8 protein-coding genes are annotated in these 12,302 nt (G+C 72.6%); all 8 read left to right on the forward strand.

From position 1 onward, the window contains the following. Positions 1-5 precede the first annotated feature (5 nt). Positions 6-599, forward strand: a complete 594-nt coding sequence (locus BM064_RS17400; RefSeq protein WP_143103371.1) for a hypothetical protein — start codon at positions 6-8, stop codon at positions 597-599. Further along, positions 596-2,665 carry a hypothetical protein gene (locus BM064_RS17405; RefSeq protein ID WP_092861651.1) on the forward strand — a complete coding sequence of 690 codons (2,070 nt, stop codon included), beginning with the start codon at positions 596-598 and terminating at the stop codon, positions 2,663-2,665. The genes BM064_RS17400 and BM064_RS17405 overlap by 4 nt, the downstream gene beginning before the upstream one ends. Next, the gene (locus BM064_RS17410) at positions 2,662-6,000 is read left to right on the forward strand and encodes a hypothetical protein (protein WP_092861653.1); all 3,339 of its coding nucleotides are present in this window, start codon (positions 2,662-2,664) and stop codon (positions 5,998-6,000) included. Before BM064_RS17405 ends, BM064_RS17410 begins: the two co-directional genes overlap by 4 nt. After that, positions 5,993-8,491 carry a hypothetical protein gene (locus BM064_RS17415; protein ID WP_092861655.1) on the forward strand — a complete coding sequence of 833 codons (2,499 nt, stop codon included), beginning with the start codon at positions 5,993-5,995 and terminating at the stop codon, positions 8,489-8,491. Before BM064_RS17410 ends, BM064_RS17415 begins: the two co-directional genes overlap by 8 nt. Next, positions 8,488-10,713, forward strand: a complete 2,226-nt coding sequence (locus tag BM064_RS17420) for a hypothetical protein (protein ID WP_092861657.1) — start codon at positions 8,488-8,490, stop codon at positions 10,711-10,713. Before BM064_RS17415 ends, BM064_RS17420 begins: the two co-directional genes overlap by 4 nt. A 25-nt stretch (positions 10,714-10,738) precedes the next feature. Then, on the forward strand, positions 10,739-11,515 hold the full coding sequence (locus BM064_RS17425; protein ID WP_092861659.1) for a hypothetical protein: 777 nt from the start codon (positions 10,739-10,741) through the stop codon (positions 11,513-11,515). Further along, a complete protein-coding gene (locus tag BM064_RS17430; RefSeq protein WP_092861661.1) occupies positions 11,512-11,880 on the forward strand; it encodes a hypothetical protein in 369 nt (122 codons plus the stop codon). Before BM064_RS17425 ends, BM064_RS17430 begins: the two co-directional genes overlap by 4 nt. A 138-nt stretch (positions 11,881-12,018) precedes the next feature. After that, positions 12,019-12,282: a spike base protein, RCAP_Rcc01079 family gene (locus tag BM064_RS17435; protein WP_092861663.1), complete on the forward strand. Its 264-nt coding sequence runs from the start codon at positions 12,019-12,021 to the stop codon at positions 12,280-12,282. Positions 12,283-12,302 lie beyond the last annotated feature (20 nt).

The raw sequence follows: 12,302 nt of genomic DNA on the forward strand, positions 1-12,302 counted from the left end.
GCTTGATGGCGGCAGCCGCGCTCCCTGTCCTCGCCGGCGGAGCCACCGCGGTCGGAACCGGCGCCGCCGCCGCCGGCGCCGCCACCGCGGCCACCGCCGCCGCCGCGGCCGCGCCCGCCGCGGCGGCCGGGTGGAGCCTGGGGCAGCTCGCCCTCACGGCGGGCTCCCTGATCTCCGCCGGCGGCGCGCTCTACTCCGGCTACCAGCAGTCGCAGCAGGCTGAAGCCTACGCCAAGGCGCAGGAGCAGCAGGCCGAGACCGAGCGGATGCTGGGCGCCATCGAAGACCAGCGGGTGCGCGAGCGGATGCGGGCCGAGCTCGGGCGCATGCAGGCCGGCCTCGCCGCCCGCGGCGTGACGCTCGGGAGCCCGTCCAGCCTGGCCCTGGCGGACCGGGCGGCGCGCGAAACCTCCTTCGCGAGCCAGGAGGCCCGCAGCCGGTCCGGCGCCCGTGTCGGCACGCTGACCGCCTCCGCCCGGCAGTCGCGGGCCCTGGGCGGCGCCGCGCTCCTGAAAGGCGGCATCGGCGCAGCCGGGTCGCTGCTGACCGCGGCGCCAGAGCTCTGGCCCGAGCTCAGCGCGCGACGGGTGCTCGCATGAGCCGTCTGACCGTCCCCCTCGGCCCGCTCGCCGGCGGCGCCTCGGCCACCCCGCCCGCGCCCGTCGACGACGGCCTCGGCCGCGCGACAGAGGAGCTGGGGGCCCGCATCTTCCAGGCCGGCCAGGCGCTCGAGGCGGACCGCCTGCAGGCGCAGTTCTCCGACGCCTACACGACGGCCGCCACCGGCCTCGCCGACCTGCGCGTGGAGCTTGAGCGGGAACAGGACCCCGACCGTCTCGATGCGGCCTGGTCGGCCCGGGCCGAAGAGCTCAAGAGCCGGGCCGCCGAGGGGCTGGACGAGCGCAACAGGCAGCGGTTCGCCTCCGCTTGGGCGTCCATGTCCACGCCGGTCAAGATCGACCTGGGCCGCCGCAGCAACGACCTGCGCGGCGCCCGGGCGCTGACCCAGCTGTCGCAGCGGGCGCAGGCGGACGCCGGCCTCCTGCTGCTGTCGAGGGATGAGCGGGCCAAGGCGACGGACGAGTATGCGACCCAGCTCGCCGGCGCCGTCGCGCTGGGGCAGGTCCCGATGGAGCGCGTCCCCGGGATCCTCGCCTCCTATCGGGCGGACCTGACGCAGCCCGCCCTCCGGCGGCTGCTGTCGGAGGATCCCGCCCGGCTGGTGGCGATGATCGACGCCGGCGAATTCGAGGACGCGCCCGCCGACCTGCGCGAGCAGTTCCGCGCCTCGGCCGCCTCCGCCGTCAGGGCCCAGGAGAGCGCCGCCGCCACGGCCGCCGCCGCCGATCGGACGCGGGCGGAGGCGCGCGCCGACCAGGATCTCGAGGACCTGATCGCCGTGGCCGAGCTCGGCGGCGTCTGGGAGCGAGAGGCCGAGGTTTTCGCCGATCCGCTCGCGCGCGAGCGGCCCGGGTATTTCGACGCCTACGCCGTCGCGGCGCTGCGGGACGAGGGCGTGCCGCGGATGACCCCCGCCCAGATGCGCGAGCACCTGGCGGGCCTGCGCGCGCAGGCGATGCGGGGCCCGGAGGAGGCCGCGCAGGTCGCCGCCCTCGAGAAGATGATCCCCGCGGCCGAAGCCGCCTGGCGGGACGATCCGATCGCGAAGGCGCGCGCCGTCGGGCTCGCCGCGCCGTCCGACCTGCCGCCCGACCTGTCCTCGCCCTCCGCCTGGGCGACCGCCCTGCGCGAGCGTGGCGCGATCATGGGCGCGCTGGCGGAGGCGGGATACGTCCAGCCGGGCGCCTTCGCCCCCTTCACCGCCGACGAGCGCGAGCGTCTCGGCCGCATGGCCGGCGTCGAGGCGCGCCCGGAAGACCGCGCGGCGCTCGCCGAGATCCTCGCCCGATCCTTTCCGGCCCAGGTGCACCGCGTATTCGGCGAGGTCGCCCCCGACGATCGCGCCTTCGCTCACGTCGGCCAGATGCTGGCGGGCCGCGGTTCGCGCTCGGCCGCCCTGTCCGCCTTCCGCGGCGCGCAGGCGATCAAGTCGGGCGCCGTCGCCCTGCCGACGCCCGAGGATCGGCGCGCGGTCTTCGCCGAGGTGGCGGGCGACGCCATGCGCTACCTGTCCGGCAGCTACGCCCAGGTCCTCGCCGCGGCGGACGCGATTTATGGCGAGGTCGGCGCGGGGATCGATCCGAAGGACAGCCCCGCCGAAGCGCGGGAGGCCTACAAGCAGGCGATCCAGCGAGCCCTCGGCCGCGCCGCCGTCAACGCCCGCAGCGATGCGGGTGGTATCCAGGAGATCAACGGTCGCGCCACCCTACTTCCGCTGGGCCTGACCGCGCCCGAAGTATCCAATGTGCTCCGCGGAATGCGCGGGCCGGAGTATCGCGGCTTGTCGGACGGTCGGGCGCAGGCGCTCGCCCTCGAGGCGCTCGCCGCGGCCAGCGTTCACGGCGGCGCGGCCGAGTTCCTGAGCGGGGATCCGCTGGCCTTCGAGCACCTCGAGGACGTCACCTTCGTCGCCACCAGTCAGGGCTCGCATCGGGTTCAGATCAAGGGCGTCGATCTGGTCGACGCGAAGACCGGCGGGCCCTTCGAGGTCTCCCTGCAGCGTCTCGTCTCCGAGGCGCGCCAGCGGGCGGGGGCGCGGCCGTGACCTTCTTCCTCCCCGAGACGCAGCCCGGCGCCCCCGCAACCGATCTGCCCTTCGATCCGGCGCCGCTGCCGCCGGCTGGTTTCGGTGAGACCGTGTCGGCTGCCTGGGAGCAGGAGCAGCTCCTGCAGAATGCATGGGACTATGCCGGCCAGGTGCGACGCCAGCTCCTCGAGGAGATCAACGCCGGCCTGCCGCAGAAGCCCTTCGCGCGGCCGCTGGTCGAGGAGTGGCAGCGCACCGGCGACTGGCGCCCGATCCGGGCCCGCGTCCTCGAGGCCGCCCGCCGCCAGGCCGCCCTCGAGCCGGGCGCCTGGGGCGCGCTGCCGCTCGAGGAAGAGGCGTTCGAGCGCGAGGCGCTGCGCCGGCGGCAGGCCGAGCTCGAGGACGTGCAGACGACGCTCCGCATGGGCTCCGGCCCGGTGGCCGAGTTCATCGGCGCGGCGGGTCGCGCATCGACCGACCTGCCCAGCCTGGCCCTGATGCCGCTCGGCGCCGGCGGCGGCCTCGCCCGCGTCTTCGCCGGCGAGATCGCCCTGGGCGTGCTGGGCGAAGCGATCGCCCTGCCGGCGCAGTTCTCGACGGCCGAGGAGCTCGAGCAGCCGGACCCCAACGTCGCGGCGCAGCTGGCGATCGGCGGCGTAGGCGGCGGCGTGCTGGCGACCGCGCCGGTCGCCGCGGTCCGCGGCGCGGCCTATCTCGCCGGCCGCCGGGACAGGCTGCGCGCCGGGCGGCCCGAAACCGCGGATCCGGCCGAGCACCAGGCGCGGGAGGATGCCGCGACCGAGGCGCTCCGCCGCGGCGAGCCCGTCCCTGCGCCCGCGCCGGTCGGCGACGACGGGCTGCGCAGGGCGGCGCGACGGATCGTCTACGCGGAGAGCCTCGGCCGCCCGGATGCGAAGAACCCCAACAGCACCGCCACCGGACCCGGCCAGTTCATCGAAGAGACCTGGCTGGGTCTGATCAAGCGGCACCGGACCGATCTTTGGAACCGGCACGGCCGTAGCGAATTGCTCGCCAAGCGGACCGACCCCAAGCTCGCGATGGAGATGACCGAGGCGCTGGCTCGGGAGAACCGAGACTTTCTCGAGGCCCGCGGGATATCGGCCGCCGAGCCGGACCTCTACCTCGCGCATTTCATGGGCGCGGAGGGGGCCGCCCGGGCGCTTGCGGCCGATCCGTCGACGCCGGTCACCCAGGTCATGAGCCCGGCGCAGATCGCGGCCAACGCCAACATCCTCTATGGAAACCGTCGCCTTCCGGCCTGGACCGTGCGCGACCTGCGCCGCTGGTCCGAAAGCAAGATGGGCCTGACCGCGGATCCCGGCGACGCCTATGCCGCCGGCAGTCGGGCGGGCTACACGCGGCCGGATCAGGTGGTGACGCCCGAGGGGATGCGCGTCCCGGTGACCTACGAGGTCGTCGATTTCGACAGCCTGATCTTAGCCAGCGGGAACCGTCAGAACCGCGACCGCTCCCGGCCGGCGCCCACGGCCGAGGTGATCCGGCGGGCCGCGAACCTCGATCCGGCGCTGCTGATGCCGGACCCGAAGGCCGGCTACGGCGCCCCCATCGTGGGTCCGGACGACGTGATCGACAGCGGAAACGGCCGGACCATGTCGATCATCTACGCCGCCCGGAACGTGCGGGATCGCTACGACGCCTATGTGGACGCCATCCGCGGCGCCGGCTTCGAGATCCCCGAAGGAGTGACCAGCCCGATCCTGGTCGCCCGCCGCGGCGCCCTCTCGGCCGAGGACGAGGCGCGCCTGGCGCGGGGCGCCAACGTGGAGGCGATCGAGCGGCTCAGCGCCACCGAGCAGGCGCGCACCGATGCGGCGGCGATCGACGCCGAGTTGCTGGGTCTCTACGACCCCGCAGCCGGGGATCCGTTCGGCGCCCGGAACGCCCGCTTCCTGCGGGGCATGGTCGACCGGCTGCCGCCCGGCGACCGCGGCGCCCTGCTGACCGACGACGCGCGCCTTTCCGCCCCGGGCCGGGAGCGCCTGCGCTCCGCCCTGTTCGCTCGCGCCTATGACGCGCCCGACCTCACCGCCATCCAGGCCGAGGACGGCGGCGGCGAAGTGCGCTCGATCGCCGAGGCCCTGACCGACGCCGCCGCGGCGTGGGCGCAGATGCGCGCGGCCGTGGCCGCCGGTCGGATCGATCCCGCCTTCGACATCACTCCGGACCTGGTCGCGGCGATCCGCCTGGTGCAGGAGGCCCGCCGTCAGGCCGCGCTCGAGGGCGTGAGCGTGCGCGCGGCGATCGCGGACGCGCTGGCGCAGGGCGACATGTTCGGCGGCGGCCCCAGCCCGGCCGCGGCGCGCCTGGTCGGCCTCCTCTACGACGGCGGCCGCGCGCGATCCCGCGAGAGCATGGCCCGCAGCCTGACGGACTACGCGGCCGAGGCGATCCGCCTGGGCGACCCCGACGACCTCCTAGCCGCGGCTGGCCCCGCCGGTCCGCTCGACGCGCTGGACGCGATGGCGGCGCGCGTGGGGCGCGAGGAGCCGTCAGCCCGTGGCGACGCGGCCGAGGACGAGACGGGCGCTCAGCGGGCGTCCGACGCGGCCCCGGAGCAGGGTCCCCGCCTGATCGAGATCGAGGGCGTCGACGACGCCGCCTGGCGCGACGGCGCCGCTGCGCCGCTCGCCCAGGCGGCCGACGACCAGGCGGAAGCGGATCTGCGGGCGGCGATCGACGGCGGGGCGCAGCAGGAGCAAGGCGCATTCGCAGACCTCCCGACAGACCGACGGCTGACGGATGCCGAGCACGCCGAGGTGGAGGCGTTCCTCGACCGGGAGATCCGGAGCCGCTCCTCGCTGTCGCCTGAGGAGATGACCCGCATTGATCGGACCTATCGCGACAACGGCGACGACGATGTCCGGAACCTGATCGCGGAGGGCTCGGTCCCCGCTCCGCGCGACCTCCGGCTGTTCCGTGGCGAAGGCCTCGACGAGATAGCCGACGGCTATGCGTCTTACACGTTCAGCCGGCATGCCGCCGCGAATTTCGGGCGCGTTCGGGAGGTGCTCGTGCCTGCCGGCACGCCTGTCTATTCGCCCCGCTCCGGCATCTCCGGCGGCGAGGTGCTGCTGTCCCCGTCGGATCACCTTCGGCTTCGCGACCGCGATCCGGCGGCGTCCCAAGGGCTTTCGGGCGAGACCGGCGCCGCGCTTGAGACGCTGCGCGCGGAGGTCGCGACGGCGGACTTCGTCGTGGAGATCGACGGGGTCCCGGCTCGCGCCTCCGACGTTTTGCGCGAGCTCGACGACGACGCCGAGTTCGCCGAGGCGATCCAGTTCTGCCGACCGGGGGGGCGTCTCGATGCCTGACATGTTCGACTGCCTGCAATCCGGCATGGACGACGGCCTGCTGAACAGGGCCCGCGGCCAGGCGGCGCAGAGCGAGTATCGCGAGCTCTACGACCGCTACCGGCGGCACATGCCCGACGCCGCGGCCGCGGCCCAGGCGGCGGCCGACGTGAAGGAGGCGGCGAAGCGGGGCGCCGCCTCGCGCCGTCATGCCGTCATCGCGCAGCTGCAGCGCATGCAGGCGAATGGGGTGCACATCGCCAACGCCGCCCGGCCGGACCTCGCGGTCAAGAGCCTGCTGGAATTCGGCGAGGGGCGGGGCGACCAGTTCCTGGGCGTCCGCTCGATCCGCGACGGGCTCAGCCGCCAGCTGCGCGGCATGATCCCCGAGTTTCTGCGCCAGAACCGCCGCGACCTCCTGGGGCGACCGAAGAACAAGGCCCTCCTCTACGACGTCGTGCGCGAGATGCATGGCGAGAAAACCGGCAAGCCCGAGGCCGCGAATATGGCGAAGGCCGTAGGCGCCGCCTTCGAGCGGGCGCGGTCGCTGTTCAACGCCCACGGCGGCGATATCGGGAGGCTGGCCGACTTCGGCCTGCCGCACAGCCACGACGCCCGTGCCATGCGCAAGGCGAAGTTCCCGAAGTGGCATGATGAGATCGTCGATCGGCTCGACTGGTCGCGCATCGAGGATCACAAGACCGGCAAGCCATTCGCGCCGACTCCCGGTGGCAAGCCCGATCCGGCGCGAGCCCGCGCGTTCCTGAACGACATCTATGAGAACCTCACGACGGGCGGGTGGGACGATCGCGTGCCGGCGCTGACCGCCAACGGCAAGGCGCTCTACAACCGGCGGGCCGAGAGCCGGATCCTGCACTTCAAGGGCGCGGACCACTGGCTCGCCTACAACGAGGCGTTCGGGACTGCCAATCCGCTGGTCGCCATCGTCTCGCATCTGGACGGCATGGCTCGCGACATCGCCCTGATGAAAGTCCTCGGCCCCTCGCCGAAGGCCGGCCTCGAGCACGCGATCCAGACCGCGCAGCGCGTCGCCAGCCAGGCGAAGGATAAGGACGCCGAGGCGCGGGTGAAGAAGGCGGCCGTCACGGCGCGGGCGATGCTCGCCCACCTGACAGGCGCCGCCAACGACCCTGCGGATGGGTGGTGGGCGGGCTTCCTGTCCGGGACCCGCAACGTCCTGACCGCGGCGCAGCTGGGCTCCGCGCCGCTGTCCGCCGCCTCCGACCTCTGGACCCAGCGCATGGCCGCCCGCGCCGTGGGCATGAACCCGGGCAACGTGGTCTCGCGCACCGTGCAGCTCCTCGCCTCGAGCTCGACGCGCGAGACGGCGGCGCGCATGGGCTACATCGCCGACACCCTCGCCGACGTCGGCAGCGCCCAGGCGCGTTACCTGGGCGACGTCTGGTCCCCCGAGGTGACCGAGACGCTCGCGAGCTTCGTCATGCGCGCCAGCGGTCTCGCCTTCTGGACCGATATGAACCGCACCGCCTTCCAGATGGAGTTCGCTGGCCTGCTGGCCGAGAACGCCGGGCGCCAGCTGGCGGACGTCGACCAGCCGCTGCAGGGGATCCTCCGCGCCCGTGGCCTGCGCGAGGACGACTGGGCGAAGATCGCGGACCCGGCCCTCCTCTTCCAGGCCCCGGACGGCGCGACCTTCCTGGCGCCGGTCCATTGGCGCGAGGCGGCGCTGGCGGCGGGGATGGAGACGGCCGAGGCCGAGAACCTGTCGCTCCGCCTCTCCGCGATCATGGAAGAGCAGATGGAGTTCGCCGTCCCCAGCGTCTCGCTTGAGGCGCGGGTGAGCGTGATCGGCGACGCGCCGCCCGGCACGATCTACGGTGAGATCATCCGCAGCGTGGCGATGTACAAGAACTTCGCCCTCTCGCTGACCCTCAACCAGATCCGGCGCACCATGGCCCAGCCGGCGGCCATGAGCCGGGCGAGCTACGCCGCCCAGCTGATGGCCGGCCTCACCGTGATGGGCGCGGTCAGCGTCCAGCTCAAGGAGCTCGCCAAGGGCAACGACCCGCGCCCGATGGGCGATGCCGGCTTCTGGGGCGCCGCGGTCTTCCAGGGCGGCGGCCTGGGCATCTTCGGCGACTTCTTCAAGTCCGAGACCAGCCGCACCGGCGGCGGCCTGGCCGAAACGCTGGGCGGCCCCGTCGTCGGCCTGACCGGCGACGTGTTCCGCGCGGGGGCGTCCAACGTCGATCGCGTGGCCGCCGGCAAGGATCCGCTGCTCGGCCGCGACCTGGTCAACCTCGCCCGCCGCTACACCCCCGGCTCGACCCTCTGGTATGGGCGCCTCGCGCTCGACCGCCTGGTCTGGGACCAGATGCAGGATCTTCTCGATCCCGAGGCCGCCACCCTCTGGCGGCGCCAGGAGCGCAAGCAGCGCCGCGACTACGGAACCGCGCCCTGGTGGGCCCGGGGCGAAACCGCCCCCGACCGCGCCCCCGACTTCGCCAACGCCTTCGGAGGGGACCGATGACCACCGAGACTTTCGAGCCGGCCCCGAGCTACGTGATCGCGAACGCCGGGCCCTACGCAATCCCCTTCGAATACGAGGGCGGGTCCGAGATCGTCGCGACCGTCACCAAGGACGATCTCGAGCTGTCGCTGGTGGTCGACACGCATTTCACCGTCGATCCGGATGCTCGGGCGACAGGGGGAGAGCTGACGCTCACCGACACCGCGGCGGCGTCCTTCGCGGGATGGGTGCTGCGCATCGGCCGGGCCACGCTGATAGAGCAGGGCTGGGCCGCCCAGGGCGGGGCTCGCGAGCGCGGCCTCGAGGCGCAGCTCGACCGCCAGGCGCGCGCCATCCAGGACGTCGCCCGCGGGCTGGCGCTGCTGGCGCTCGACGTGGGGCGGGCGCTGCGCGTGCCGCCCAGCACCGGCGCCGTCAACCACTTCGACCGCGACACCTGGGCGGGCCGCCTGGTCGGGATCGGCAATGACGGCAAGCCGACCCCGCTCGAGCTCGCCCCCCTGTCGGTCTCGCCAGGGAACCGGATCATCTCCTATGCGCGCGAGATCGAGTTCCTGACGCCCGAGCCCGAAGTCGAGTGGCTCGAGGCGCTCGGGCATTGGGCGCCGGGCGACGGCGGCCGGGCGCTCTATGCGCGGGTCGACGACGAGCCCGACCACCCCGGCAAGTTCCAGACCGCGGACGGCGGCTGGTGGGAGCTGCGATCGCAGATCATCGTTCCCGAGATGCTGGGCGCGATCGGCGACGGCCTGACGGACGACGCCGACGCGATCAACGACGCCGTCCTCGTCCGCAACCGCGTGCAGCTGCTGGGCGTTTACGGGGTCGCCTCGCCCATCCACCTCGGACGGTTCACCAACCTGATCGGTCCCGGGATGATGGAGGACGGCCTGCGCCTCGTCGCCTCCGGCGCGTGCCTCCTCGCCGGCGAGGACGGCAATTCCGGCTACGGCCTCACGGTCCAGGACCTGCTGGTCGACGGCATGGGCATCGCGTCCAAGTGCATCGTGCTCGGCGACGGCATCACCCAGGCGATCGGCATCCAGAACGTGCGCGTGCGCGACTACGAAGACGTCGGCGTGGAGATCGGGGCCAACTCCGACCAGCTGACCCTCGATCGGCTGAACGTCACCGGCGCGCGCAACTGCAGCCCGACAGGCTGGGCGGTCACGCACAAGGGCCCGGGCCCGATCTACGCGGTCAACTGCGAGCTCTCGAGCGGCCGCGGCGGGGGGATCTACTCCCAGGCGCACTGCACGCTGGTCAACACGCGCGTCAATTTCTTCGCGACGGGCCTGATCCGCTTCGAGCCGCCCACCAAGAACAACTTCATGAACCTGGTGGGGGTCTTCATTGAGAACTGCGGGAACGTCCACAAGGACGACCCCGTGCCTGCGGGGTCTCCTGTCGCGATCCTTTGCGACGGGCTCTTGGATCCCAGCGGGACGACGAGCGGCGGGATAATCATCGAGGCGCCGCAGAAGATGCAGGCCGCCTGGGCGAGCACCTTCGCCAAGGCCGCGAACGGCGGCTGCATCATCTTCGACGCCCGCATGCCCTGGCAGGGCAACGACGGCAACCGCGACCTCGAGGCGATGGAGGTGGCGGGCACGGGAAGCGGCTCGTTCATCGAGGCCCAGCGCGGTCCCTGGCGCTACGACGACTGGTCGAAGGTCCAGACCATCGGCCGGTTCGACCCCCAGACGGTGGGGCCGCCGTTCCGCTTCGACCCCCGATATGCCGACCTGCTCTGGGAGGCAGACTTCTCGACGACGGCGGGCTGGTCCGTGCCCGGAACCGTGAGCGGTCTCGCGGTCGGTCCGGACGGCCAGTCCCTGGTGTGGACGTGCGCCGGCACCGGCGCCTCGATCTACCGCGACCTGCCCGCGAGCGTCGTCGAGGGCTACGCCGGCCGTCCGCTGTTCCTGCTGTCCAAGTTCACGCACACGGGATCCGGCGAGGTCTTCGTGAACACCCGCCTTTCCAAGCCCCCTGCGCCGACGCCACCTGCGCCCGATCCGGGCGCGATCCTGTCGAAGATGGCGGCGGCGCAGTCCTGGCAGGGCAGCGTCTACGGCTTCAACAAGACGAGCTTCCACTGCTTTCCCGCGTTCCTCGACGCGGCGGGCACCTTGCGCGTGAGCGGCGGCCACGACAGCGGCATGACCGCGAGCACCGCCGGGATCACCTGGCACTCGGCCGAGCTCTGGGCGCTCGGCTGATCGCCTGAAAGAGGACCTGGACCGCATGCTTTCCCTCTCCCTTTCACCCATGGCAGTCGCGACCCGGGGGCGAGCCGACGTCGTCGACAGCGGGAGCAGCGTCGACAGTTTGGTCACGACCCACGGCGGCGGCATTCTGGACGCAGTCGACAGCCCCTTGTGGCAGGACGCGGCGAAAACCGTTCCGGCCGGCGTCGGCAACAACGTGCGGTCGTGGTCCTTCGCCGGCGGCGGCGCCGATGCCGTGGCGCCGAGCGGCAGCGAGAGCCCCCTGCTGATCGCCGCTGGCGCCTCCCGCGCGCTTTCCTTCGACAACACCGACGACCTCATGACGATCGCGATGGGGGCGGCGGTTCCGGTGCTGAACGCGGCGGCCGGAACCGCCTGGACGGTTTCTTATGTGGCCGCTACGCGCACGTCCATTTTCGAGCCGATCATCGCGCAGGACAGCCCGAACTTCACAGTTTTCTTTGGGAACGGCGGCCCAAAGATGACTTACAACCTCCGAAACGGGGGTAATTTCGACTTCGTTCCAACGCCGGTTCAAGACGTCTACTTCGCTGTAGCGATCAGATGGACGGGGACCGCCGCGGAATACAGCATCGACGGCGGATCGTGGACCGCGATGACCATCGGCTCCGGAACGATGAACACCGCCGCGCCCATCGAGATTTCGAGGAACGGCGCTGGCGCGGTCGACGTCTCCCGGATCGTGCTGCTCAAGGGCGCGATCTCGGATGCGGAGCACACCGACATTCTGGCGCCCTCGAACGCCTCCCGTATCGCGGAGTTGAACGCATGAGCGACCAGCCATATTCCCTCGTCATCGTCGCCCCGGCGGCGCTGGTCGAGGCGCTGCGCGACGCCTCCGAGGCCGCGGGCCACGGGCGCGGGTTCGCCTGCGCGCTGGCCGTCGACGGGATCGGGCCGGCGACGCACTACGCCCTCCGCGCGGATGCCGGCCCGATCCTGCTCGGCCAGCTAGACGCCGGCTTCGGGCTGGACCCGCTGGACGCCGCCCAGGTCGCCTACAGCTACCATCTCCGCAGCAGCGGGCCCTGGGGCAGCGACCACCTCGAAGCGGTGCTGACCCCGGACGGCGAGGATCTCCTGTCCCCCGCCATGCGGGCGCTGATCCCGGCCGGTCTGCAGAGGATCGAGGATTGAGCCCGGCCGACATCAGCCTCCGGCCGCGCGCCCTCTTGCCGTCGCCCAGACGACGGGCGCGGCCAAGCGCGCCCGAGGCTCCGCATGCGCCTGGCGATCCCACCCCCCTCTAACCTCTCGCAAGCAAGGAGATGTCCAATGTCCAACCCCTACAACGGTCACTCGCCGTCGCGCTTCGGCTCCGTGTCCGACCTGGTCCCGGTCACGCCGTCCGATGACGACGCCCTCCCGACGCCGGCGCTCGGCCTCTATGTCCAGGGCGCCGGCGCGGTGAGCTTCATCGCCCATTCCGGCGAGACGCGGACCGTCAGCGTCCCGGCGAACTTCTACCTGATCTGCGCCATGTCGCAGGTTCTCGCGGCCGGCACCACCGCGACCGGCATCCACGCCCTGGTCCTCTGAGCCGATCGGAGGCGCATCGA

It is taken from the genome of Albimonas pacifica (assembly GCF_900113695.1).
GTDB lineage: Bacteria > Pseudomonadota > Alphaproteobacteria > Rhodobacterales > Rhodobacteraceae > Albimonas > Albimonas pacifica.

Excerpts from the sequence above, each read along its gene's own strand:
- BM064_RS17435 (WP_092861663.1), top strand. The coding sequence starts at position 12,019 with ATGTCCAACCCCTACAACGGTCACTCGCCGTCGCGCTTCGGCTCCGTG.
- BM064_RS17425 (WP_092861659.1), top strand. The coding sequence starts at position 10,739 with ATGCTTTCCCTCTCCCTTTCACCCATGGCAGTCGCGACCCGGGGGCGA.
- BM064_RS17400 (WP_143103371.1), top strand. The coding sequence starts at position 6 with ATGGCGGCAGCCGCGCTCCCTGTCCTCGCCGGCGGAGCCACCGCGGTC.
- BM064_RS17405 (WP_092861651.1), top strand. The coding sequence starts at position 596 with ATGAGCCGTCTGACCGTCCCCCTCGGCCCGCTCGCCGGCGGCGCCTCG.
- BM064_RS17430 (WP_092861661.1), top strand. The coding sequence starts at position 11,512 with ATGAGCGACCAGCCATATTCCCTCGTCATCGTCGCCCCGGCGGCGCTG.
- BM064_RS17420 (WP_092861657.1), top strand. The coding sequence starts at position 8,488 with ATGACCACCGAGACTTTCGAGCCGGCCCCGAGCTACGTGATCGCGAAC.
- BM064_RS17415 (WP_092861655.1), top strand. The coding sequence starts at position 5,993 with ATGCCTGACATGTTCGACTGCCTGCAATCCGGCATGGACGACGGCCTG.